The organism is Deltaproteobacteria bacterium HGW-Deltaproteobacteria-18, assembly GCA_002841885.1.
GTDB lineage: Bacteria > Desulfobacterota > Desulfovibrionia > Desulfovibrionales > Desulfomicrobiaceae > Desulfomicrobium.
In genome coordinates, this window is record PHBE01000004.1 from 133,376 (window position 1) to 156,443 (window position 23,068).

General features: G+C 59.3%; 21 protein-coding genes, 1 tRNA gene and 1 pseudogene. 18 read left to right on the top strand and 5 right to left on the bottom strand.

Annotated features, from left to right (window positions below):
* Positions 1 to 454: 454 nt before the first annotated feature.
* Both CVU60_04920 and CVU60_04925 read left to right on the top strand, forming a co-directional pair.
* Positions 455 to 1,075, top strand: coding sequence for a cell wall hydrolase (locus CVU60_04920; GenBank protein ID PKN42704.1), 621 nt, complete (start codon positions 455 to 457; stop codon positions 1,073 to 1,075).
* Positions 1,076 to 1,568: 493 nt separating this feature from the next.
* A complete protein-coding gene (locus tag CVU60_04925; protein ID PKN42705.1) occupies positions 1,569 to 3,068 on the top strand; it encodes a B12-binding domain-containing radical SAM protein in 1,500 nt (499 codons plus the stop codon).
* Between the two features lie 228 nt (positions 3,069 to 3,296).
* Here CVU60_04925 and CVU60_04930 read toward each other — a convergent pair.
* Together CVU60_04930 and CVU60_04935 are read right to left on the bottom strand one after the other, a co-directional pair.
* Positions 3,297 to 3,690 (bottom strand): annotated as a pseudogene (locus CVU60_04930) (IS5/IS1182 family transposase).
* A 101-nt stretch (positions 3,691 to 3,791) separates the two neighbouring features.
* Positions 3,792 to 3,868: transfer RNA gene (locus CVU60_04935), tRNA-Pro, on the bottom strand.
* A gap of 95 nt (positions 3,869 to 3,963) precedes the next feature.
* Between CVU60_04935 and CVU60_04940 the strand changes: the two genes are divergently transcribed.
* The 8 genes from CVU60_04940 (at position 3,964) to CVU60_04975 (ending at position 10,389) form a co-directional block, all read left to right on the top strand.
* Positions 3,964 to 4,746 carry a hypothetical protein gene (locus tag CVU60_04940; protein PKN42706.1) on the top strand — a complete coding sequence of 261 codons (783 nt, stop codon included), beginning with the start codon at positions 3,964 to 3,966 and terminating at the stop codon, positions 4,744 to 4,746.
* Positions 4,674 to 5,468, top strand: a complete 795-nt coding sequence (locus tag CVU60_04945) for an adenosylcobinamide-GDP ribazoletransferase (GenBank protein ID PKN42707.1) — start codon at positions 4,674 to 4,676, stop codon at positions 5,466 to 5,468. Before CVU60_04940 ends, CVU60_04945 begins: the two co-directional genes overlap by 73 nt.
* A gap of 218 nt (positions 5,469 to 5,686) precedes the next feature.
* Positions 5,687 to 6,769, top strand: coding sequence for a nitronate monooxygenase (locus tag CVU60_04950; GenBank protein ID PKN42708.1), 1,083 nt, complete (start codon positions 5,687 to 5,689; stop codon positions 6,767 to 6,769).
* Between the two features lie 80 nt (positions 6,770 to 6,849).
* Positions 6,850 to 7,293 carry a flagellar export protein FliJ gene (fliJ, locus tag CVU60_04955; protein ID PKN42709.1) on the top strand — a complete coding sequence of 148 codons (444 nt, stop codon included), beginning with the start codon at positions 6,850 to 6,852 and terminating at the stop codon, positions 7,291 to 7,293.
* An 88-nt stretch (positions 7,294 to 7,381) separates the two neighbouring features.
* Positions 7,382 to 7,867: a hypothetical protein gene (locus CVU60_04960; GenBank protein PKN42710.1), complete on the top strand. Its 486-nt coding sequence runs from the start codon at positions 7,382 to 7,384 to the stop codon at positions 7,865 to 7,867.
* Between the two features lie 3 nt (positions 7,868 to 7,870).
* Entirely contained in the window at positions 7,871 to 8,611 is a 741-nt protein-coding gene (locus CVU60_04965) for a tRNA pseudouridine(38-40) synthase TruA (GenBank protein ID PKN42711.1), read from the top strand.
* An 84-nt stretch (positions 8,612 to 8,695) separates the two neighbouring features.
* A complete protein-coding gene (locus CVU60_04970) occupies positions 8,696 to 9,535 on the top strand; it encodes a hypothetical protein (GenBank protein ID PKN42712.1) in 840 nt (279 codons plus the stop codon).
* Between the two features lie 119 nt (positions 9,536 to 9,654).
* Entirely contained in the window at positions 9,655 to 10,389 is a 735-nt protein-coding gene (locus CVU60_04975; protein ID PKN42824.1) for a DUF4197 domain-containing protein, read from the top strand.
* Between the two features lie 82 nt (positions 10,390 to 10,471).
* Here CVU60_04975 and CVU60_04980 read toward each other — a convergent pair whose 3' ends face one another.
* A complete protein-coding gene (locus CVU60_04980; GenBank protein PKN42713.1) occupies positions 10,472 to 11,824 on the bottom strand; it encodes a phosphomannomutase in 1,353 nt (450 codons plus the stop codon).
* A 355-nt stretch (positions 11,825 to 12,179) separates the two neighbouring features.
* Here CVU60_04980 and CVU60_04985 point away from each other — a divergent pair, with 355 nt between their 5' ends.
* The 4 genes from CVU60_04985 (at position 12,180) to CVU60_05000 (ending at position 16,813) form a co-directional block, all read left to right on the top strand.
* Positions 12,180 to 14,993 (top strand): 4Fe-4S ferredoxin, encoded by a 2,814-nt coding sequence (locus tag CVU60_04985; protein PKN42714.1) that lies wholly within the window; start codon positions 12,180 to 12,182, stop codon positions 14,991 to 14,993.
* 121 nt (positions 14,994 to 15,114) lie between these two features.
* Positions 15,115 to 15,312, top strand: a complete 198-nt coding sequence (locus tag CVU60_04990) for a twin-arginine translocase TatA/TatE family subunit (GenBank protein PKN42715.1) — start codon at positions 15,115 to 15,117, stop codon at positions 15,310 to 15,312.
* Between the two features lie 307 nt (positions 15,313 to 15,619).
* Positions 15,620 to 16,201, top strand: a complete 582-nt coding sequence (locus tag CVU60_04995; GenBank protein PKN42716.1) for a TlpA family protein disulfide reductase — start codon at positions 15,620 to 15,622, stop codon at positions 16,199 to 16,201.
* A gap of 12 nt (positions 16,202 to 16,213) precedes the next feature.
* Positions 16,214 to 16,813 carry a peroxiredoxin gene (locus tag CVU60_05000; protein PKN42717.1) on the top strand — a complete coding sequence of 200 codons (600 nt, stop codon included), beginning with the start codon at positions 16,214 to 16,216 and terminating at the stop codon, positions 16,811 to 16,813.
* Between the two features lie 275 nt (positions 16,814 to 17,088).
* Here CVU60_05000 and CVU60_05005 read toward each other — a convergent pair whose 3' ends face one another.
* Positions 17,089 to 17,925 (bottom strand): hypothetical protein, encoded by an 837-nt coding sequence (locus tag CVU60_05005; protein ID PKN42825.1) that lies wholly within the window; start codon positions 17,923 to 17,925, stop codon positions 17,089 to 17,091.
* 118 nt (positions 17,926 to 18,043) lie between these two features.
* Here CVU60_05005 and CVU60_05010 point away from each other — a divergent pair, with 118 nt between their 5' ends.
* The gene (locus CVU60_05010; protein PKN42826.1) at positions 18,044 to 18,562 is read left to right on the top strand and encodes a nitroreductase family protein; all 519 of its coding nucleotides are present in this window, start codon (positions 18,044 to 18,046) and stop codon (positions 18,560 to 18,562) included.
* Between the two features lie 470 nt (positions 18,563 to 19,032).
* Here CVU60_05010 and CVU60_05015 read toward each other — a convergent pair whose 3' ends face one another.
* Positions 19,033 to 20,112, bottom strand: coding sequence for a sigma-54-dependent Fis family transcriptional regulator (locus CVU60_05015; GenBank protein ID PKN42718.1), 1,080 nt, complete (start codon positions 20,110 to 20,112; stop codon positions 19,033 to 19,035).
* 275 nt (positions 20,113 to 20,387) lie between these two features.
* Between CVU60_05015 and CVU60_05020 the strand changes: the two genes are divergently transcribed.
* From CVU60_05020 to CVU60_05030, 3 genes are read left to right on the top strand one after another with little or no spacing between them, the layout of a single operon-like run.
* Positions 20,388 to 21,377, top strand: a complete 990-nt coding sequence (locus CVU60_05020; GenBank protein ID PKN42719.1) for a hypothetical protein — start codon at positions 20,388 to 20,390, stop codon at positions 21,375 to 21,377.
* A 27-nt stretch (positions 21,378 to 21,404) separates the two neighbouring features.
* Positions 21,405 to 21,824 carry a DUF1634 domain-containing protein gene (locus CVU60_05025; protein ID PKN42720.1) on the top strand — a complete coding sequence of 140 codons (420 nt, stop codon included), beginning with the start codon at positions 21,405 to 21,407 and terminating at the stop codon, positions 21,822 to 21,824.
* Positions 21,782 to 23,068 (top strand): Fis family transcriptional regulator, encoded by a 1,287-nt coding sequence (locus CVU60_05030; GenBank protein PKN42721.1) that lies wholly within the window; start codon positions 21,782 to 21,784, stop codon positions 23,066 to 23,068. The genes CVU60_05025 and CVU60_05030 overlap by 43 nt, the downstream gene beginning before the upstream one ends.

Sequence of the window (23,068 nt, forward strand, 5' to 3'; positions counted from 1 at the left end):
CTCACAACCGCGAAAAGGATAAAAAATGAGTGCTCCCCAACAACAAGCTTCGAACCTGGACCCGAACAGAAGAATGTGGAGCGGAGACCGCAGGCAACAGCCGGACAGACGGCACGAGGATTGTCGACGGGAAGCGGACCGGCAGCATCCTGAGCGACCATCCCTGGATGACGGCGGTGACGCGCAAGCGGAAGGACGATCCGGAGACAGCGCGCGCAGGCGCAGGGCAACTTCGAACAGCAGGCCTGTTGCCCATACCTTGAGCGAGGATGAAATCAGATTCCTCCTGGACGACGAAGGTGGCAATCGAGAATACGCGGATGCCGGAAAAAACCACAGATGAGACGAAGCAGCGCTCCGTCTCCTATCATGTTCTTCTTGGCGCGGCGGGCTCTCCGCGAAGAATGAGGGTCCCTCGGGAGCGGTCGACCGCCTGATTCAAGCGGAGGTATTCATGTGTAAAATATGGATTGTCATCTGCATCGCAGCGATCCTTATCGCGCCGCGAATCTTCGCCGGAGACGAGGCGCAAAAGGCCCGCTCCGCCGAAGGCAAGGCGCAGGCGCTTGAGCAGAACGCGGCCTCCGAGGGCGACAAGTCCCGCCCAGCCGAGTCCGAAACCATCACGAAGCCAGAAGCGCAGGCGGTTGACCCGACCGGGGAAAACCCCCTGGACGACGCCCTGACCTGCCTCGCGCGCAGCATCTACTGGGAGGCCCGGGGCGAAGAGGCGGCCGGCATCGAGGCCATAGCGCACGTCGTCATGAACCGGCTCGGACACGAGGGCTTTCCGGACACGATCTGCGAAGTCGTCCGGCAGGGCCGCGAAGAAGGCGCCTGCCAGTTCTCGTGGTGGTGCGATGGCCGCTCCGACGACGCGCAGGAGGATCAAGCCTATTCGGCCGCCAAGGAGATCGCCCGCAAGGTCCTGAACAAGCAGATCCCCGATCGAACCGGAGGGGCTCTGTATTTCCATCAAGAAGACATCTCGCCCGCTTGGACCACAAAATATGTGAAGACGGCCAAGGTCGGGAATCACGTATTCTACAAACCTCGTGACGGCGCGCCCAAATAGGGCTCCGAACCAGCACGGCGGCCATGGCCGGGGACCTGGGCCGAACGGATCGGCAACACCGGCCAGGAAGGCCAGACCATTGCAAAGGTGGACGACCATAAGGAGTACTGCATCAATCTCTATGTCTGGCCAGCGTCCGACTCGAAAACAGAGATCCGGCGGGAAGCCTGAACGCCAAATATGACACTTGCACAACATCTGACGGGAACCACTGGCGCAATCATTCGCGTGTCATTCGGATCAATACACTTTTTGCCCGTATAATCAGCATGTTGATTTCTCCGGACGAGCATCTTGGTGCTGGCACGCCCATTGCGATGCTCCGCGTGTCGTTGCGCACAAGGAAAGTGCAGGCAGTAGTTCCGGCAAGACGAAATTCTGACTGACGGCGCCACGAAAAAAAAAGACAGCGATTCTGAAAGATTCGTCCCCGGAGCGCCAACCCTTGCACTCCTCGGGATATCAAACTGCAGAGTATGTCCGGAGCCCTTTCATGAAAATACTTCTTCTCTACCCCCACTATCCAGACACATTCTGGAGTTTCCGGCACGCCATGAAGTTTATCGGGAGAAAGGCGAGTTTCCCTCCCCTGGGCCTTTTGACCGTGGGCGCCATGCTCCCTGCCGCATGGGACAAAAAGCTCGTCGACATGAACGTCAGCCCTCTGTCCGATGATGACCTGATGTGGGCGGATTACGTCTTCATAAGCGCCATGACCATCCAGCGGGCATCGGTCATGGAGGTACTCTCAAGGTGTCGCCGGATCGGAACCAAGACGGTCGCCGGAGGACCGCTGTTCACCAGCGCACCCGACGATTTCCCGCAAGTCGACCATCTGGTTTTAGGCGAGGCGGAACTCACGCTCCCCCCGTTTCTCCACGATCTGCAAACAGACACGGCTCGTCATCTCTACGTGAACGCACAACGCGCAGACCTGAGCACAACACCATTGCCGCTCTGGGAGTTGATCGACGTCGAAAAGTATGCCGCCATGAATATCCAGTATTCGCGAGGGTGCCCCTTTGACTGTGAATTCTGCGACATAACGTCTCTGTTCGGCCGCAAATCCCGAGCCAAGGAAGTGCCGCAATTTCTCGCAGAACTGGAGCGCCTCCACACCCAGGGGTGGCGAGGATCTGTCTTCGTGGTCGACGACAATTTCATCGGGGATCGTGCCAGGCTGAAACAGACAATACTGCCGACATTGATCGAATGGATGGATGACCATGACTATCCGTTCTATTTCTATACCGAGGCCTCCATCAATCTCGCCGATGACAGCCAACTGATGGAACTCATGGTCAAAGCAGGCTTCAAGGAGGTCTTCATCGGCATTGAAACCCCAAATGAGGAGAGCCTTACCGAGAGCGGCAAAGTGCAGAACAGGCACCGCGACCTTCTCGACTCGGTCCGCCGGATTCAACAGGCAGGGCTGCAGGTGCACGGCGGATTCATCATCGGGTTCGACAGCGACCCTCCTGCAATTTTTGAAATGCAGATCAACTTCATTGAAGAAAGCGGCATCGTAACCGCGATGGTAGGCCTCCTGACCGCCTTGCGGGGCACCCGGCTTTATCAGCGTCTGAACCGGGAAGGTCGCCTGCTCGGCGATCCGACCGGAAACAACACGGCCATTGCCCTCAATTTCACGCCACATATGGATGCTGCGAAACTCATCAGTGGCTATCAAATGATTCTGAACACCATATATTCCCCAAAGAACTTCTATCGGCGCACACTCAGATTCTTTAAAATATACAGCCCGCTCTATTTTGGAAAATTTCACTATCAGCGTGGTTATATTGGAGCTTTATTCAAATCTATCCTATACATCGGCATAATTGGAAAAGAAAGATACCACTATTGGAAACTATTACTGTGGACTGCATTCAACAAGCCAAAACTTTTTCCACTTGCAATTACATACTCTATCTATGGATTTCACTTTATGAAAATTGCAGAAGAAATAAATGAACAGATTGCAATCAAATAAATTTTGCAATCATTAATCCGAGAATCAGACAATCAAAATGTAATGGAACATGCTCCGGATTACTAATGACTCCGAAAAGACTGGCAGTGCTCATCAGAAAATTATGCGACCGGCATGCTCCGTGGTGATCTCCAGAATATCACAAGCGGATTCGGCAGCAGTGAACATCGCCGAATAGAGGCGCCCGAGCATTAATAATCGTTCCTGAAAAACTCTGAAAACGATCCGTCAAGCACAAGCCTGTACCGACCGAACATCCGGTCGAAAAACGTGCCCAAGTAAGTTGAAGCACAAAAAATACAGTGTCCATATGAACTTCCGGAATTTGAAGGCCACACAGGCCATGAACTGGTTCACGAAATCGCCGATCCGACCTTTAAGGCAGTTTCGGAGCATCCTGTGATCGTTCTTGAGGTGACCTATGATTGGTCCGATGGCGCTCTGGGCGAAAACGTGCCCGTGCTTGGCGCTTCTCGTGTTCAGTCGTCGAGACCTTGCATGATTCTGGAATTTCGATGCGGGTTTCCCCTACCCAGCGCTTGACTCGGTAGCCACGGCCGCAGAGCCCCATGGTTGGGCTTTGCCCCTCGACACTCTCGACTTGGTTCAGCACTGCGGGTAAACCTCCAAGAATTGTGTGGCCCGAAGTTTCCCGGCAGGTCATTGGGCAAAAATCCAAAAAAAAGGCCTACAGGTGATTTACCTGTAAGCCTTTGCTTTTCCTGGTCGGGGCGAGAGGATTCGAACCTCCGGCCCTCGGTTCCCAAAACCGATGCGCTACCAAACTGCGCTACGCCCCGAAGAGCGCCGTATCTACACAGGCGCGCTTCACACTGTCAACAGGTTTCTCGACGGGGCTCTGGACAGGGGTTGAGGTTGGCCTTAAATACCGGCCATGCGTGCCGTCATCGTTTTGCTCACAGATTTTGGCCTCCTTGACCCCTATGTCGGACAGATGAAGGGTGTTGTCTTGCGTGAGGCGCCGGACGCGTGCATTGTGGATCTCTGCCATGAAGTGGACGCCCACAACATCATTCAGGCCGGTTTTTTGCTGCAGGCCAGTTATCGCCATTTCCCGCCTCAAAGCATTTTTTTGAACGTTGTCGATCCTGGCGTCGGCTCCACCAGGCCCATTGTGCTGGCCGAGCGGGAGAATCAGTTCTTCCTGGCCCCGGACAATGGACTGCTTTCGTTTCTGATCGATTCGCCTGCTTCGTGGTGGAGGATTGACGCGCAGGCCTTCGCCGCCGGCAACACTTTTCACGGACGGGACATTTTCGCGCCCATCGCCGCCAGGCTGGCCCTTGGCGCTACCCCGCAAACCATGGGTTCGCGCGTCGCGCCGGACACCATCATGCGCCGCGACCTCGTCTGGGCCAGGACCGGGGACCTTGCCGTCGACTGCGTGATCCTGCATGTGGACCGCTTCGGCAACTGCCTTTTGAACCTGCGCGCCGAATATTATGACGAATCGCCAAAGGCATGGCTCCTCGATGACGGCAGGACCATCGTCAAGGCCGCCACCTACGCAGACCTCGCTCCCGGACAAATCGGGATTCTGGCGGGCAGTCAGGGCGTGCTGGAACTGGCGTTAAACCAGGGCGACTGCGCCCGAACCCTTGGCCTTTGCCCCGGCCGGAACATCCGCCTGACCCAAAAGGACACCCTTCATCCGTGAATCCGCTAAAAGACTTTCTCGTGGCCCTGACTTTTCTGACCCGCCTGGGCCGTGCCCATATCACCACCAACGAAGCCATCAGCCGGTCCATGCCCATGTATCCGATGGTGGGCCTGCTCATCGGACTGATCCTGGCTCTTTGCACCCTGCTCCCGCTCTCGTCATGGGTCTTGGCCTGGATGCTGACCGGTCTCAACATCTACCTGACCCGGGGCCTGCACTGGGACGGATGGGCCGACCTGTGGGACGGATGGGGCAGCGGCGCGACGGGAGAACGCTTTTGGGCCATCGTCAAGGACAGCCACATCGGGGCCTTCGGGACCATGGGCCTGATCCTGGGCCTTGGCCTGCAGACCGCGCTCTTCGAGTCGGCCGTTTCCCGGGATGCATGGACGGCGCTCATCTTCGCCCCTGTTTTCGGCCGCTTCTGCTGCCTTGTCCTGGCCCGCATGGGCCAAAACCTGTCCCGCCCCGGACTGGGTCAAAACGCCGTGCAGGGCGCAACGCGGTCCGCGCTGATCCTGGGCGGATGCACCACCCTGCTCCCGGCTCTGGCACTTCCCGGGAACCATCTGGTCGCCACCCTCGCGCTGTCCATCGCCGCCCTGGCTGCGCTGCAGACCCTGGGCCGCAAACAGGGCGGAGTGAACGGCGATTTCCTGGGCGCCGCAATCATTGCCGGGGAGGTCTGCGCCCTTCTTCCACTTGCCTTGCCGACCTGATACGTATTGGCTCGTATTCTGTGTCCCTGAACGCCTGTTCAATACCTAATCAATCGTGCGCCAACTCTAGATGCAGATCCTTATGCCGGCAGTCCGAAGGGCCTTCATTGACCCCCCTTTTTTTTTGAGTTAGCAGCGCCACAAACGCCCTTATTAAGTGGTCACTCAAGCTCTCACTTCTCACCGACCACACGGCGCAATCCATACAGGAGAACACAATGGACTTCCCACAACTCAAGATCGGTGATCTTGTTGCAAAAATCCCCATCATCCAGGGCGGCATGGGTGTTGGCATTTCCCTTTCCGGTCTGGCTTCGGCCGTGGCCAAGGAAGGCGGCATCGGCGTCATCGCCGCCGCCATGATCGGCATGGGCGAGCCCGATATCGGAAGCAATTACCGCGAAGCGAACACCCGCGCGCTGGCCCACGAGCTGCGCAAGGCCCGCGAAGTGACCGACGGCATCCTGGGCGTGAACATCATGGTCGCCCTGACCAATTTCAGCGACCTGGTCAAAACATCCATCAAGGAAGGCGCGGACGTCATCTTCGCCGGTGCCGGCCTTCCTCTGGACCTGCCCTCCTACATCAAGGACGGAGCCAAGACCAAGCTCGTACCCATCATCTCCTCGGCCCGGGCCGCCAGCATCATCTGCAAGAAATGGCTGTCCAAGTTCGATTACCTGCCCGACGCCTTCGTGGTCGAAGGCCCCAAGGCCGGTGGGCATCTCGGCTTCAAGCCCGAACAGCTCGACGACCCCGAGTTCTCGCTTGAAAAGACCGTGCCCGAAGTCATCGAAGCCGTGCGCGAATTCGAGATCAAAGCCGGCCGGCCGATTCCGGTCATCGCCGCTGGCGGTGTCTGGGACGGCGCGGACATTCACAAGTACCTCAAGATGGGCGCGGCGGGCGTGCAGATGGGCACACGCTTCGTGGCCACTCACGAATGCGATGCGGACATCAAATTCAAGGAAAGCTACGTAAACGCCACGGAAGAAGACATCCAGATCATCAAGAGCCCCGTGGGCCTGCCCGGACGGGCAGTCGATGGGCCTTTCCTGCAGGATGTGAAGGCTGGCCTCAAGAAGCCCTTCAAATGCCCATTCCACTGCATCAGCTCCTGCGACTACACCAAGAGCCCCTATTGCATCGCGCTCGCGCTGGTGAACGCCAAGAAGGGACTGCTCAAGCACGGCTTCGCCTTTGCGGGCGCCAACGCCTACAGGGTCAACGCCATCATCTCCGTAAAGGAACTGATCGAATCCCTGCGTCAGGGATATATCGAGGCAGCCAGCGCCGCCTAGCACAAGCGGTCATTGGTTTACGCAAGCCCGGCCCCAATGGCCGGGCTTTTTTTGTGCACGCTTTTTGCTAAGATGCACCCATGGCACGTCCCTTTCTGTTCAAACTCGAAAAGATTCTGGAATACCGCAGGCAGCTCGAAGACCAGGCAAAACTGGCCTTGAGCCTGACCAGGCAACAGATCGCGGAACAGAGCCTGCGAGTCGAGGCCCTGCACAAAGACCTTGAGGCCTGCCTTCGGGAGCTCAGCGCGATCAAACAAATGACCCAGCCGGAGCTGTGGCTCTGGTCAGGCTGGCGAAAACGTCTGGAACTTGACAAAACACAGGCACAGGCGAAACTTGTCGAACTGCAGACACTGGCCGAAACCCGTCGGCTCGAGCTGGTGACAAAAGCCAAGGACCGCAAACTCCTGGAGAAACTCCGGGCCAAACAGGCAGAAAAACATGTTCAGGAAGAACAGCGAAAAGAGCAAAAGGAATTCGACGAGACAGGCACCCTCCGCCACGGGCGTACGCCTTACTAGGCTGGTCCAGGCCATCATCGCCCTCGCGGCCGTCAAGCTGGCCGCCATCTGCCTGCTCTGGATTCCGCCCACCCTTCACGAGAGTCCCTTGCTGCAGCCCGTGACCATCCGTCCGGCCATTGCCGCAAGCCAGGCCCTGGCGCAGGAACCTGCCACGCCCTCCTCCCAGGATAACACCACCGAGACCGCAGCGCAGACAGACCAGCCCCTGGACATCAATGCGCGGGAACAGGCCTTGGCCAAAAAAGAGGCGGAACTGAAGGTGCTGGAAGCGCAGGTCGACGAGAAGCTCACCAAATTGCGGGAGCTTGAAATCAGGATGCAAAACCTGATCGACTCCGCCGCAAGCATCCAGGACGAGAAGATGGCGCACCTGATCGACGTCTATTCGAACATGAAGCCCAAGCAGGCCGCAGTGGTTCTGCAAACCTTGGAAGAACCCATTGCCGTCAGAATCCTGGCGGGGATGAGCGGCCGCAAGGCCGGCGAAATCCTGTCCTCGGTGCGGGCCGACCGCGCGGCCGTGCTCTCAGCGGCCCTGACCCGGCTGCAGACCGGCGAGAACGGGAACTGAGAAATGCCGCGCATCAGGCTGACCGTGGCCTATGTCGGCACCCGCTACCAGGGCTGGCAGATCCAGGCTCAAGGTGCCACCATCCAGGGCGCCATCGAGGACAAACTGGCCCGCATCTGCGGCGAACTGGTGCGGGTTCACGGCTCCGGGCGCACGGACTCGGGCGTGCATGCCCTGGCTCAGGTGGCCCATTTCGACGTCCCCGAGTCCAAGGCGCACATCCCCTGGCAACAGGCCCTGAACTCCATGCTGCCGGACGACATCGCCATCCTCGATGCAGCAGAAGTTCAGGAAGATTTTCATGCGCGCTTTTCGGTCCGCTCCAAGCGTTACGCCTACACCCTCTGGACCGAGCCGCACTTCATCCTGCCGCAACGGGCGCCCTTTGTCTGGGCCGTGCGCGGGCTTGATTTCGAGGCCATGGGCCAGGCTGCGCAAGAGCTTGCCGGGACCCACGATTTCGCGGCGTTCCAGAACGCCGGCACGGAGATCAAAGGCACCGTGCGCACCCTCGAACCCATTCTCCGCACCCAGGGGCAGCACCCGGCGGAATGGGTCTTCAGCTTTCAGGCCGACGGCTTTTTGAAACAGATGGTCCGCAACCTCATGGGACTGCTGGTCGAAGCGGGACGAGGCGTACTGCCCCCCGGAGACGTCCGCGCCATCCTCGAAGGATGTGATCGCCGCAAGGCCCCGGCCACCGCTCCGGCCCGGGGACTCACACTGGAGGAAGTCATCTATTAATGACTTTTGAAAACCATCCGATTGGTTGATAATGTCTGTCGGAATCCGGCTGTTTCGATGACGAGCACCTGTAAAGAGGTTTCCATGGCCTTAAGCGATCTGCAGAAACTCTTCGTTGTCTCCACCGCCACCCAGATGTGGCAGCAGGACCTGCTGATGAACGCCTACTTCCAGGGTTCCTCCGTAGGCGCCAACCTGCGCGAGATGATACTCGGGCAGCAACCGGTCAAGCCCCTGACCAACCCCTTCGACGAGGCCATCACCGGCAGGCTGCGCTCGGACAGCGCCGCCATCCGCCAGGCCGGCCGCAATGTGCAGGAGGCTGGCTCCATGGTCGGCATCGCGGCCAGCGCGGTGGGCACGATCAAAAGCACCCTTGAGGAAATGCAGAGCCTCGCCCAGCAGGTGAAAGACGGCGATCTGACATACTCCGCGGATGTCGCCACGCAGTACAACGCCCTGCGCGACAAGATCACGGGCATCATCGAATCGACCGAGTACAACGGAATCTCACTGCTCGACGATACGCGATGGGGCACCGACCAGATCGACTCGGACGGCAATGTCTTCATCCAATCGTTCGCCCTGGGTGCGAACGGCGGCTTTAACGTGACCTTCCAGAAACTCGACGCCACCGGTCTTGCCGCCCTTCAGGGCACGGCCCTGGAAGACAACCCTGCCGGCAGCCTGCAAACCGAACTGGACACGCTCTCCACCCATATAGGGGACATGACCACCCTGGAAGAAATCTACGCCCAGCGCGAAGACGGGCTGACCTATCAGGCAACGGCCATCGACTCGCAAGCCGACCTGCTGGACCAGGCCGTGGCGGCTAGGAGGCAGACACCGACCCTGTCCCTGGAGGAAATCCTGATCCGTCTCCTCATGCGCGATACAGGCACCCTGCTCGACGAAACGAGCTGACGCATTGCGCCTCAGGCATCGCGCGCCGTCCATTTTTCCCTTGCCCGCAAGCCCCGATCGGACCTAAAGTGTTTCATCCAATAATCAACACTGGAGGCCCCATGTCCATACGTGTCCAACTGCCGAACCTGAAAACCGCCTGCGTCTTTGCCCTGATGCTGCTTCTTGCCAGCACTTCCGGGTGGGCCCAGAGCAATCTCCTGCAACAGGGGCTGGGGCTCATCTCCTCGGGCGGGGCCAAGACAGGCTCCCTGTCCCAGGGTGAAATGGGTGACGGCCTGAAGGAAGCCCTGCGCGTGGGCACCGAGAATGTGGTCGCCCAGCTTGGCCAGGCGGGCGGCTTCTATTCGGACAAGGCCATCCGCATCCCGCTGCCGGGCCAGCTTGCCACGGTGCAAAAAGCCCTCAAGGCCGCTGGGTATTCGAGCCTGGTCGATGACCTGGAGCTCAAGCTGAACCAGGCGGCCGAGCAGGCCACGCCCAAGGCCAAGGCCCTCTTCGTGGATGCCATTTCGGCCATGACCATTCAGGACGCCCAGAAAATCCTGAGCGGTCCCGACGACTCGGCCACCCAATATTTCCGCAAGTCCATGGGCCCGGGCCTTGCCACGGAAATGAAACCCATCGTCGATGCCACACTGGCCGATGCGGGTGCGGTGCAGGCCTACGACGCCATGATGGGTCAATACAAGGCGCTGCCCTTCATGCCCGACGCCAAGGCCAACCTCTCGGATTACGTCGTGGAAAAGGGGATGGACGGCATCTTCCACTACGTGGCCGAAGAAGAGGCTGCCATCCGCACCAACCCGGCCGCCAGAACCACGGACCTGCTCAAGAAGGTCTTCGCACAGTAGCGCCAGCAAAGAGGGCGAAGCCCCACGGCCTCGCCCTCTTCCGCCCCAGGTCCCCCGGGTCCATCCAGTCCATCCAGTCCACTCAGTCCATAGCGTCCACAATCCCCAGAATCTCCTTCGTCCTCTCCTCCATGAGCGCCCTGTCTCCGCGAGACTCCACGTTGAGGCGCAGCACCGGCTCGGTGTTGGAAGAGCGCAGGTTGAAGCGCCACTGCTCGAACTCAAGACTCAATCCGTCGGTATCGTCACGACGCCCCCCCTGCCCTGCAAACCGTTCCTCCACGGCCGCGATGGCAGCGCCTGCGTCCTTTACCCGGCGATTTATCTCGCCGCTGGCCGGGTATGCGGCCATGGCCTGATCCACCAGTTCGGCCAGGGACTTCCCCGTTCGCGAAATCTGCTCCGCCACCAGCAGCCACGGGATCATGCCCGAGTCGCAGTAGGCGAAATCGCGAAAGTAATGATGCGCGCTCATCTCCCCGCCGTAGACGGCATCCTCCAGACGCATGCGCTCCTTGATGAAGGCGTGTCCGGTCTTGGACATGATGGGCCTGCCCCCGGCTGCCTTGACGGCGGCGATGGTGTTCCAGGTCAGACGCGGATCGTGGATTATGCCTGCCCCGGGAAACTTGCGGGCGAACGCTTCGCCCAGCAGGCCCACCAGATAGTAGCCTTCGATGAAGCGTCCGCTGCCGTCAAAGAAAAAGCAGCGGTCGAAATCCCCGTCCCAGGCCAGCCCCAGGTCCGCCTTGTGGTCGATCACCGCCTGGGCGGTGAGGGCCCTGTTCTCGGGCAGCAGGGGGTTGGGCACTCCGGCCGGAAAATTGCCGTCGGGCTTGTGCAAGAGCTTGTGAAACTTGAAGGGCAGCCTGCGCTCAAGCAGGTCCACTATGCTTCCGGCGCCGCCATTTCCGGCATTGACCACGATGGAAAGGGGGCGGAGCGCCTCACGGTCCACATAGGACAGAAGGTGGTCGATGTAGCGGGGACGCATTTTCAGTTCATGCAGCTGCCCGCTTCGCTGCGCGACCTTGAATTCCCCGGCCGCCGCCAAGTCGCGGATGGCGAAAAGGCCCGTGTCGCCGCTGATGGGACGAGACTCTTCCCGTACAAACTTCATCCCGGTGAAATCCTTGGGATTGTGACTGGCGGTGACCATGATGCCGCCGTCCAGGCCCTGATCGAAAACCGCGAAATACACTTCCTCGGTTCCGCTCTCGCCCAGGGAGAAAACATCCACCCCCGAATCGCGCAGACCCTGTGTCACGGCTGCGGCCATGGACGGACTCGACAGGCGGATATCATGCCCGACAACCACCCGATCGGGATTCAGGAACGCCGCATAGGCCCGGCCAATGCGATACGCCAGGGCCTCATCCAGCTCGTCCGGAACCCGTCCGCGAATATCGTAGGCTTTGAAGCAGGAAAGATTCATGGGTAAAACTCCTGAAATGATGACATGCAATGAAACATCCCGGCCAAAGGACCGGCCAGACGGCTACCAAGGCCGGACCGCCCGAGGCAAGCAAAAAGACGGATTCCGCCGTCGCGCCGAACACCAGATGCTGTTATGCCCTCCGGCCAGGCATGTCGACATGGACTTGCACCCCGGAGCACGCAAGGTGTGTGCCCCTTTTACGCAAAACATCTCCGCTGCCTCGATAAATCGAATCAAAACGGTTTGTTGAATACCAGGGCCATGCTGGTGCCCAAAAAACAGATTAATGTTGTAAGAATTCCTGCTTTCGAATACATTAACAGTATTCTTTATCAAAAACAGGGAGACGCTCATGCTTGATTCGAAATATCGCGCCTTTCACAACGCGGTGGCCGCCTTCGTCCCCATCGCGCGCATCATCACCGACCCCTTGCGTCTGCTGGCCTACGGCACCGACGCCAGTTTTTACCGCCTCGTTCCGAAAATCGTCATCAATGTGGAGTCCGAGGACGAGGTGGCCCGCATCCTGCGTCTTGCACACAAGAGCCGCATTCCGGTGACCTTTCGCGCAGCGGGCACCAGCCTCTCCGGCCAGGCCGTGACGGATTCAGTGCTGATCCGCCTCGGAGATGGCTGGCAAGGCTGTCGCGTCTACGACCAGGCCCGCCGCATCGATCTCGAACCGGGCATCATCGGCGCCCACGCCAACCGCACCCTGGCTCCCTTCGGCAAGAAGATCGGCCCGGACCCGGCCTCCATCGACAGCTGCAAAATCGGCGGCATCCTGGCCAACAACGCCAGCGGCATGTGCTGCGGCGTGGCCGAGAACAGCTATCAGACCCTTGAAGAACTGCGCCTCATCCTCGTCGACGGCACCATCCTGGACACGGGAGACGACGAGTCCAAACGCAAATTCAGCGAAAAGCATCCGGAAATCGTGAACGGACTGGCCGACCTGCGCCGCCGCGTCATTGCGGCCCCGGAGCTTGAGGCGCGCATTCGCCACAAGTTCAAGATCAAGAACACCACCGGCTACAGCCTGAACGCCCTGGTCGACTTCGAGGACCCCTTTGATATCCTCAAGCACCTGCTGGTCGGATCCGAGGGGACCCTGGCATTTATCTCCAAGGTCACCTATCGCACTGTGACCGAGCACGCGCACAAGGCCTCGGCGCTGATGCTTTTCCCGGATATCCGCACTGCCTGCGAGGCAACCATCATTTTAAAGAAACAGCCCGTGGCCGCCGTGGAACTCATGGACCGCCCGGCGCTCAGGTCAGTGCAGGACAAGGACGGCATGCCGCCCTATCTGAAGGAACTGAGCGACACTGCCGCCGCCCTCTTGGTCGAGACCAGGGCCGAGGGCAAGGCCGGGCTTGACGCCCAGATCGAGACCATCAAGACCGCTCTGTCCGGAGTCTCCATGATCCGCGACATCGAGTTCACGCCCGTGCCCCAGGAGTTCGCCAAACTCTGGAACATCCGCAAGGGCCTCTTCCCGGCCGTTGGCTCGGTGCGCGCCACCGGAACCACGGTCATCATCGAGGACGTGGCCTTCCCCATCGAACGCCTGGCCGACGCGACCCTCGAACTGCAGGGGCTGCTCAACAAATACGGCTACTCCGAGGCCATCATCTTCGGCCATGCGCTGGAGGGAAACCTGCACTTCGTCTTCACCCAGGATTTCGGCGATCCAAAAGAGATCGAACGCTACAGCAAACTCATGGACGACGTGGCCACCATGGTCGTCGACAAGTATGACGGCTCCCTCAAGGCCGAGCACGGCACGGGCCGCAACATGGCTCCCTTCGTGGAGATGGAGTGGGGCCAGGACGCGTACCGCCTCATGCAGGACGTAAAACGCATTTTCGACCCGCTGACCCTGCTCAACCCCGGCGTCATCCTCAACCCGGACCCGAAGGCCCACCTGAAGGATTTGAAGCCCCTGCCCGCCGCCCATGAACTGGTGGACAAGTGCATCGAATGCGGCTTCTGCGAACCCATCTGCCCTTCCAAGCACATAACCCTGACCCCGCGCCAGCGCATCACGTCCTGGCGTGAAATCCAGCGTCTGAAAGGAAAGGCCGAGCACAAGGCGGAGCTGGCCAAACTCCTGAAGGCCTATGGCTACCAGGGCGACGGGACCTGTGCCACCGACGGACTGTGCGGCACGCGCTGCCCCGTGGGCATCGACACGGGCAAGATGACCAAGGCCCTGCGCGCCGAAAGCGCGACCATACGGCAGAAAAAGGCCGCCGACTGGATCGGGGAGCACTTCGCGGGCGTGGCCAGGACAGTGTCCGGGGTGCTGCAGGTCGTGGATGCGGTGCATGCCGTGACCGGAACCAGATTCATGGACGTGTCTTCCGAGACCCTGCATCGCATGACGGGCAAGCGCGTCCCGCGCTGGAACGAGCGGATGCCGGCAGGGATCAGCCGCATCCGACGCGAGAAGGTGAACGCGGACAACCCGCTCAAGGTCGTCTATTTCCCAAGCTGCATCGCCCGCAACATGGGGCCGTCTCGCGGAGAAAAGGTCCGTCCCCTGCCCGAGACCACGGTGAGTGTGCTGCGCAAGGCCGGATATGAAGTGATCTTCCCCGAGAACATGGACGCGCTGTGCTGCGGGCAGGCCTTCGAGAGCAAAGGCTTCGTGGCCCAGGCGGACGTCAAGAGCGCCCAGCTCGAAGAGGCGCTCCTGGCGGCAAGCCAGAACGGGGCCCTGCCCGTGCTGTGCGATACCAGCCCCTGCCTCAAACGCATGCAGGAGGTGCTGGACCCGAGGTTGAAGATGTACGATCCAAGCGTGTTCGTGCTGGAATTCCTGCAGGACAAGCTGTCCTTCACCAAAAAGGACAAACGCGTGGCCCTTCATGTGACCTGCACGTCCCGCAAGCTTGGGCTCGACGGCAAGCTGCTGGAGTTGGCCAAAAAGTGCGCCGTCAATGTGGTCGTACCGGAAGACATCTTCTGTTGCGGCTTTGCCGGGGACAAAGGCTTCTCCGTGCCGGAGCTGAACGCCTCGGCCCTCAAGACCCTGGCCGACAAGGTTCAGGATTGCACCGAAGGCTACTCCACCAGCCGCACCTGCGAGATCGGCCTGGCCCTGCACGGAGGCATCCCGTACCGCAACATCCTCTATCTGGTGGACGAATGCACGGCTTAAGACAATCCAGGGGCATTGCTTAATAATCGCAAGAACTATAAAAAAACTATCTTGGCCCGGCTAATGTCCGGGCCAAGATGTGTCAGCGACCATTTTTCCAGCACCTCTCGCGGAGGCTCTCATGTTCGGAATAGGCGTTCAGGAACTGCTTGTCATTCTAGTCATCGCCCTTTTTGTCTTTGGGGCGAAAAATCTCCCGCTTCTCGGCACCAACATGGGGCGGGCCATCTCCAATTTCAAAAGAGGACTCAGCGAACCGGAAGTGATCGACATCACCGCCGAATCAAAATCCGGGGACGCATCCGGAACGAACCCGTAAAATTCAGGACGGCACCCCGCTTGCCACAGTGCTTCTTGAGGCCCCTCTTCCTGGCACGCAGCACACAAAAGCGGGCCTCTTTGACCAAACAAGACCACTGTCCATCCCGAATGACATGATCCCCGCAGAGCTCCGTTTTGCGGGGATCATCACTTTTCCCCCAGTGCAAAAACCTGAGTATTGGAAAGTCATTTGCAGCGCACGCAGCATCTTGCTATTCTTAATACAAATTTCCATGAACTGACCGACAATCCACAGTCCCAGAGCAGCCACTTTCATTTATAGAGACCTGACTCAAGGAGTCTTCATGACCATCAGAATCGTATTCACTTTCCTTCTATTTTCGTTGCTTGCCGGCAACGCCCTGGCCATAGAGGCCTCGGACAGCGCGACCTCACACCCCCTGCCCGTGGGCAGCTCCATGCCGGACCTGCTCCTGCGCGGAGAACTGAGCCAGGAGCACCTGACCCATCTGGGGCTCGAAAGCCCCGCGCCGCGGCATCTTTCCGAACTAAGCGCCAAGACAGTCATTCTTGTCGCTTTCAGCATGTACTGTCCCCACTGCCAGCGCGAAGCCCCGGCCCTCAACGAGTTGAACGCCCTGATCGCAAGCCGGGGCCTGAGCGAAAATGTCAAGCTCATCGGAGTTGGCATCGGCAACTCCGACTTCGAGGTGCAGGTTTTCCGCGACAAGTACGCCATCACCTTCCCTCTCTTTTCCGACCCGGACTTCACGGTCAACAAGGAGATCGGCGAAGTCGGAACCCCGTTCTTCTACGTGCTGTCCATGAACCCGGACAAAAAGGAAATCCGTGTCGTAAAGACGCTGCTTGGGCGCATGGAATCAGCGGAGAGTTTTTTTGACCAAGCCATGAAGGCTTGCGAATAGAGGAAACAAAAAATGACACGTCCCCTGCCCTCCAGCCTGCTCTTCGTTGCCCTGCTGCTTTTCCTGCCAACCCAACTCCCGGCCCAGGAGGCGTCGATCCCGACAGAGCGGATCTACGACAAAGGTCCGCTCAAGCCTGTGGACAGCACGCTCAAAGTCAAGGTCGGGGACCCGATGCCCGCCTTCTCTCTGCCGACCATTGACGGGCGCAACATCACTCTTGCCGAGTTCCGTGACAAAAAAAACGTCGTCCTGTCCTTTGTCCCGGCGGCCTGGACTCCGGTCTGCTCCGGACAATGGCCCGGCTACAACATCGTGCAGGACATGTTCGACCAGGCCGAAACCCAGCTCATCGGCGTAAGCGTGGACAACGTGCCCACCCTCCACGCCTGGGTGCAGGAAATGGGCGGGGTGTGGTTCCCCGTAGCCTCGGATTTCTACCCGCACGGCAGCTTGGCCGAGGCGCTGGGCATTCTGCGTTCAACGGGCGAGGCCGAGCGTTCCCTGTTCCTGATCGATAAGCAGGGCATCATCCGCTACATCGACGTGCACGACATCAACTCGCGCCCGGACCTGGGCCCGCTGATCAAGGCTATGCAGGAACTGAAGTAGTGAAGGATCCGTTCAAGAATACCGCGCCTCGTTCCCGTTACGCCGATGCTGACCGACGAACGGAATTAATGATGTAACAAAACCAGAAGGGAAGCACGAAGGCCCCGGAATTTCGCCCACGGCAAAGAACCAGCTTCCCGGTTCGTTCCGGGCAAGGGCCGGCGACTGTCTGACTGAGCCAGGCCCTGCCCGGACCGAACCGGAACGCGGCCGCGCTGCCACGTAAGGCGTAGTGCGGCACCCCATGTCTTCATCCTGCATTCACAAATCACTATTCACTTTCCTTCCTCCCCCCAGGCCTTGCGGCTGCGGACGATCTTTTTCCGCGTCGTCTCCCAGGTATGCATCTTCAGAAAAGAATCCGGATATCTTTCGAGCATATCGCAGAACATCCCCCATGGCACGGTGAAGGACAACTCGTCGGTCTTCAGAAATTTCCTGGCCGAAGGGTCCCAACCGCCAATCACGGCCCTGTTTAGGCCATGTTCAAGATACGTGCGGGGCCAGGTGACGATGCCGCCGCAGGCTGCGGCCCAGGGTGAAGCAACCACCTCGGGATCGTTGGTCACGAAGCAGGCCAGCTGGTGCAGGCCGCACAGGGATTCGGGGCGGGCAAAGAACATGACGACCTCCGGCTCGTCCCCGGCCTCCAGCATGGTCACCGGCTTGACCACGCAGTATTTCGCCTTCGCCGGCACGGGATCGATGATGTCAAAAATCCTCTCAAGGGCCTCAGGAGACTCACAATAACGTTCCCCCTCGCTCCACCCAGGGATGCCCGAGGACACGTAGCCGATGATGGCGCGCGACTGGGGCTTGTGGAAGCCCAGAAAGAAGCTCCCGCCGGGGCAGCCGTAGCGTTCGGCCGAGAAATACGATGCCTTCTGCTTGCGCCGCGCACGCCAGATATGCCCCATGACACAGGAGAAATTGCCGAAGACCTCCTGCCAGTTGACCTCCCCGCGCTCCTCGCGCTCCCGCGTGGGCGGCTGTCCCGGATCGGGGGCGGAGCCTTCGGGTTCGTCGTCGGTCCAGCACAGGACCATGGGCACCTCCGTCAGTCCCAGCACTTCCAAAAATTCAGGCAACTTCTCCTTGCGCAAACTCTGCATGTCGTCCTCCTTCGCGTTTTCGGCCATTTCCACTTGGCATCATGGGATTCGGGATTTACAGTGAGAACTGTAGCCTTGATTGGGAATACCCTGCAACATGAGAGCAAGGAGAAACATGATGGAACTCCTGGACGCCATCCACACCCGCCGCAGCATTCGCAAATACCTCGACAAGCCCGTCTCGGACGAGATGCTCAACGTCGTCATCAAGGCCGCCATGAGCGCGCCTTCGGCCGGAAACCAGCAGCCCTGGCACTTCATCGTCATAAGGGACAGGGCCAAACTCGACACCATCCCAAGCTTCCATCCCTATAGCAAGATGGTCCTGCAGGCCCCCGCCGCCATTGTGGTCTGCGGAGATCCGGACGGCAAGAAATGGCCAACCTTCTGGGATCAGGACGCAAGCGCGGCCACCCAGAACATCCTCCTGGCCGCCCGGGACCTCGGACTCGGCACGGTCTGGGTCGGAATCTTCCCGGAAAAGGACCGCATGGACGGCTTTCGAAAACTCCTCGGCATCCCCGAAAACATCATCCCCTTCTCGCTGATCCCGGTGGGCTGGCCGGACGGAATCTTCGAGGCCGTAAACCGTTTCCGGCCGGAATTGATCCATCACGAGATCTGGGGCTCCAAGTAGACAAGGCGCTCCATGTAAAAAGCCCCGGCTCCTCGCAATGCAGGAACCGGGGCTTTTTCATGATCGGCGAGTCGGTCTGGAGCTCCAGACCAACACTCGGCACAGCCGCGAACGGCGCGGCCACATAATACTGCGATGCACCATGTCTACCCGGCAAAACGGCGTGTACGCGAGTCCATGATCTTCTCGCCGCAGCGCCCGCAAGGCAGGCTTTCCAGGATCTTGGGAGGCCGAGGGGCCCTGCTCCACCTGCGTGACGCAGAACATCTCATCAAGGGATGGAGACATGAAGCGCTGCTGCAGACTGCCCATTCAGTTCCTTTAAAAGATCACTTCGCGCCATGCGGCAAAATTTTGCCGCAAAGAAATCATGCCGAGTCCATGAAGTCCGCGGCATCGGCATGGAAAATCTTCAAACAGCTGGAAAATAATGTATTTCTGAATCGAGAAAAAAGGCGTGGAAAAAGGAATCAGTTCAGCTTGAGGTCGTATTCAGCCAGCTTGTAACGCAGGGTGCGGGGGCTTACGGCGAGGATCTCGGCCAACCTGGCCTTGCTGCCCCCCGCTTCGGACCACCCTCTGATGATGGCCGTGACTTCAGCCTGACGCACGGCTGCTTCCAGTGTCATGACGCTCTGGCCGCACTCCGTTGCCGGCAATCCAGTGGCCAGGCGCATTTCCAGGGGCAGATGGACGGGTTCGATGAGCGGATCGGCGCACAACAGGACCAGCCGCTCCGTCAGGTTGCGCAGCTCGCGCACGTTGCCCGGCCAGGAATAACCGCACAGGGTATCAAGGGTGGCCGGAGCCAGGCGCACATCCGGCTTGTGGTAACGGTGCCGATACATGGCCAGGAAATATTCGGCCAGGGGCGGAATGTCGTCGATGCGCTCCCGCAGCGGCGGAAGGGTCACGGGGATGACGTTGAGGCGATAATACAGGTCGGCCCGAAACTCTCCGGCCACGACCATCTTGTGCAGCACCCTGTTAGTGGCCGCGACGATGCGGGCGTCAAAGGGCTGGGTCTTCTCCCCGCCCAGGCGGCGAAAGGTCTTTTCCTCCAGGACGCGCAGAAAATCCACCTGATTGGGAGGCGGAATCTCGCCCACTTCATCGAGAAACAGGGTCCCGTCGGCGGCCATCTCGAAGCTGCCCTTGCGCTGACGCTGCGCCCCGGTGAAGGCTCCGGCCTCGTGCCCGAAAAACTTGTCGGCGAAAAGCTCACCCTTGAGCACTCCGCAGTTCACAGGAATGAACGGTTTCGATCTGCGGCCCGAAAGCTGGTGTACGAGCCGGGCGAAGAGCTCCTTGCCCGTGCCTGATTCGCCATAAACCAGAATGGTTGCATCAGAACCGGCGACTTGCGTGGCCAGACGATAGAGATCACGCATTGTTCTGGACTGGATGACGAACTTGCCAAGTCCATCTTCGGTTCCAAGCTCCAAAATCTCCGCAGCGGAAGAAGCCTCCGGAACTTTCGGCAATTTCTTGCCAGACTGAGCAAGCCTTCCGGCTCTGGCTTTTTTTCCATTATCTGCTCGAAATTCCATCGATTTCATCCTTTATTTCACACACCGGAAAATCGGAATGCCTGCTTAACAATTATCTACCGAACCGAGAAATTATTTGAGAAAAAAGGCACAAACTTGCCGATTGCGGCAATATTTTGCCGTTTACTCCCTGCGCTCACACACGTCAACATACGGCTGGCCTGCATTTCCGCACTGGCATGCTCCTTGCCTAGATAGGGGGTCGGATGCGTTGTGCATCGTGGTGCTAAATCAATCAATGCTTGAGGAAACGTGTAAACGGGAGCGAAACAGGAATGAAACTGAACACGAAGTGGATGCGAATTCTGGGAGGGGCCGCAATGGGCGCACTCCTGTTGGTCACTTTGGCTTGGGCGAGCAATAACCCCGAACTCGCGGATGAAGCAGCCAAACAGCTGGCGGAAGCCACGGGCACATCTTCAACCCTGCCCTGGTGGGCCTGGCCTACCATCTTGCTGTTTTTCTGTTTTGTGCTTGGCATCATCGCGGTTCTTGCCGGTGTTGGCGGCGGTGTACTTTACGTACCGCTGGTCAGCGGATTTTTCCCCTTTCACCTTGACTTTGTGCGCGGCGCGGGTCTGCTCGTAGCCCTGGCAGGAGCCCTGGCCGCCGGTCCCGGTCTGCTCAAACGCAACCTGGCCAGCCTGCGCCTGGCTCTTCCGGTGGCGCTCATAGCCTCCAGTTGCGCCATCGTCGGCGCCTTCCTCGGCCTTGCCCTGCCGAACCACATCGTCCAGATGTGCCTGGGCGGCACCATTATGGGTATCGCCATCCTGCTCCTGCTCTCCAAGAACACGGCGCGTCCCGTCGTCGAAAAGCAGGACGCCCTGAGTTTGGCCTTTGGGATGAGAGGCGCCTACATGGAACCCGCCACTGGCGAAATCGTTGAGTGGAAAACCCACCGCACCGTCATGGGCCTTCTGCTCTTCATCGTCATCGGCATCATGGCCGGCATGTTCGGACTTGGCGCCGGCTGGGCAAACGTTCCCGTGCTGAACCTGCTCATGGGCGCCCCGCTCAAGGTCGCCGTCGGCACCAGTAAATTTCTCCTCTCCATCACCGACACCTCCGCCGCCTGGGTTTATCTGAACCAGGGTTGCGTCATTCCGCTCATGGCCATTCCCTCCATCGTGGGGTTGATGATGGGTTCTTTCGTCGGCGTGCGCCTGCTTGCCATCGCCAAGCCCACCTTCATCCGCTACATGGTCATCGGCGTGCTGCTCTTCGCGGGTGGAAAGGCATTGGCCAAGGGCCTGGGCTTCTAACATATTCCAGAATCAAGGAGAAAAGACATGAATAAACCCGATACCAACGCGCCTGCCGAACAGATAGCATACGCAAACATCCTCTTCTACGGATGCTGGGGCGGCCTCGCGCTCATGCTTGTAACATACGTGCTCTACGTCTCCGGCATCATGGACCCCTACGTGTCCATGGATAACGTTATCAAGTACTGGGGATTGCCCGTTGGCCAGTATCTCGCAGACAACAACGTCCCCACCGGCTGGGGCTGGACAACGCTTCTGTCCAATGGCGATTTCCTGAACTTCCTTGGAATCGCGCTCCTGGGGGGCCTGACCATCGTGGCCTACATCCCGGTCACCCTCACCTACTTCAAGAAAAAGGACTTCGTGTTCGCCATTATCGCGCTTCTTGAAGTTCTGGTCCTTTGCTTCGCAGCATCCGGAATCGTCGGAGGCGGCGCGCACTAAAGGAGAGGCTCGTGCTCAAACGGATTGAAGACCTGATCGGCACCGATTGCCCGGACCTGCCATCCCTGCTGGATGGGCTGCCCGTTGGGGTGGTCCTTCTGGACAACAAGGGGCATGTCCTCATGCTCAACAAGGCCCTCGAAGCCCTGACCGGTTACAGCCGGGAAGAAGTGCGCGGACTGCCTTGCCGGCACGTCCTGCGCAGCCGGGCCTGCCTGCAGGACTGTCCACACGGGAGCGAAGCGGTTCCGGGTGTCGGGATCGAGACCGATTGCATCAACCGGCACCATCGCAAGATTCCCGTCCGCATCACTCCGGTACGCGTTCTGGATGGAAACAACCGTCCGATCTGCGTGCTGGATGTGGTGGAAGAGCTGACGGCCTTGCGGGAAATCGAAGCACGCCTGTCCCAGGTGGCGGACCATGGCCAGATTGTGGGGCGCAGTCCGGCCATGAAAAAGATTCTCGGCCTCGTGCCTGTCATCGCCCAGCACGACACTGCCGTGCTGATCACGGGCGAGACCGGCACAGGCAAGGATCTTCTGGCCGAATCGGTCCACAAGGCTTCGCCCAGATCTCGCGAACCCTTCGTGCGATTCAGTTGCGGCCCCATGCCCTCAGAACTGCTCGATGCCGAATTGTTCGGACGCATGCAGGGACCAGACGGAAAGCTCAAGCCTGGCCGGTTCCAGCAGGCTCAGGGAGGAACCCTCTACCTGTCGGAGATAGCGGATCTGCCACTTGCGCAGCAAAGCAGCCTGGTCAGATTTCTGGACGAAGGCACCATCGTGCCTGTCGGCGCGGAAAAACCCATGCGGGCCAACGCCCGGCTCATGGCTTCCACAGCCGAGACACCGGAGAAACTGGTGCAGGAAGGACGTCTGCGGGAGGATCTTTTCCATCGCATTGCAGCCATCCGCCTGCACCTGCCGAGGCTCAAGGATCGCGGAGAGGACCTGAGTTTTCTGCTGCATCATTTCATGGGCCATTATGCGACGCGTTTCAAAAAGGACATCACCGCCATAAGCCCAAGAGCCCAGCGCCATGTATATGCCCACGATTTCCCGGGCAACGTTCGTGAACTGAAGAACATCATGGAATTTGCCGCCATGGTCTGCAATGGCGACACCATCCTGACCGAGCATCTTCCCATGCATTTGACGGACGGCGCCGAAACCGAAGCGCCTGTCCGGCCGGTGGAGAAAAGCCGCAAGGCCGGTCGCAAGAACACGGAGGAGCGATAG

Coding starts and splice junctions, on each gene's coding strand:
- CVU60_04950 (PKN42708.1), top strand. CDS start 5,687: ATGGACTTCCCACAACTCAAGATCGGTGATCTTGTTGCAAAAATCCCC.
- CVU60_05000 (PKN42717.1), top strand. CDS start 16,214: ATGACACGTCCCCTGCCCTCCAGCCTGCTCTTCGTTGCCCTGCTGCTT.
- CVU60_04980 (PKN42713.1), bottom strand. CDS start 11,824: ATGAATCTTTCCTGCTTCAAAGCCTACGATATTCGCGGACGGGTTCCG.
- fliJ (PKN42709.1), top strand. CDS start 6,850: ATGGCACGTCCCTTTCTGTTCAAACTCGAAAAGATTCTGGAATACCGC.
- CVU60_05015 (PKN42718.1), bottom strand. CDS start 20,112: ATGGAATTTCGAGCAGATAATGGAAAAAAAGCCAGAGCCGGAAGGCTT.
- CVU60_05005 (PKN42825.1), bottom strand. CDS start 17,925: ATGCAGAGTTTGCGCAAGGAGAAGTTGCCTGAATTTTTGGAAGTGCTG.
- CVU60_05020 (PKN42719.1), top strand. CDS start 20,388: ATGAAACTGAACACGAAGTGGATGCGAATTCTGGGAGGGGCCGCAATG.
- CVU60_04940 (PKN42706.1), top strand. CDS start 3,964: ATGCGTGCCGTCATCGTTTTGCTCACAGATTTTGGCCTCCTTGACCCC.
- CVU60_04970 (PKN42712.1), top strand. CDS start 8,696: ATGGCCTTAAGCGATCTGCAGAAACTCTTCGTTGTCTCCACCGCCACC.
- CVU60_04925 (PKN42705.1), top strand. CDS start 1,569: ATGAAAATACTTCTTCTCTACCCCCACTATCCAGACACATTCTGGAGT.
- CVU60_04965 (PKN42711.1), top strand. CDS start 7,871: ATGCCGCGCATCAGGCTGACCGTGGCCTATGTCGGCACCCGCTACCAG.
- CVU60_04990 (PKN42715.1), top strand. CDS start 15,115: ATGTTCGGAATAGGCGTTCAGGAACTGCTTGTCATTCTAGTCATCGCC.
- CVU60_05025 (PKN42720.1), top strand. CDS start 21,405: ATGAATAAACCCGATACCAACGCGCCTGCCGAACAGATAGCATACGCA.
- CVU60_04985 (PKN42714.1), top strand. CDS start 12,180: ATGCTTGATTCGAAATATCGCGCCTTTCACAACGCGGTGGCCGCCTTC.
- CVU60_04995 (PKN42716.1), top strand. CDS start 15,620: ATGACCATCAGAATCGTATTCACTTTCCTTCTATTTTCGTTGCTTGCC.
- CVU60_04920 (PKN42704.1), top strand. CDS start 455: ATGTGTAAAATATGGATTGTCATCTGCATCGCAGCGATCCTTATCGCG.
- CVU60_05010 (PKN42826.1), top strand. CDS start 18,044: ATGGAACTCCTGGACGCCATCCACACCCGCCGCAGCATTCGCAAATAC.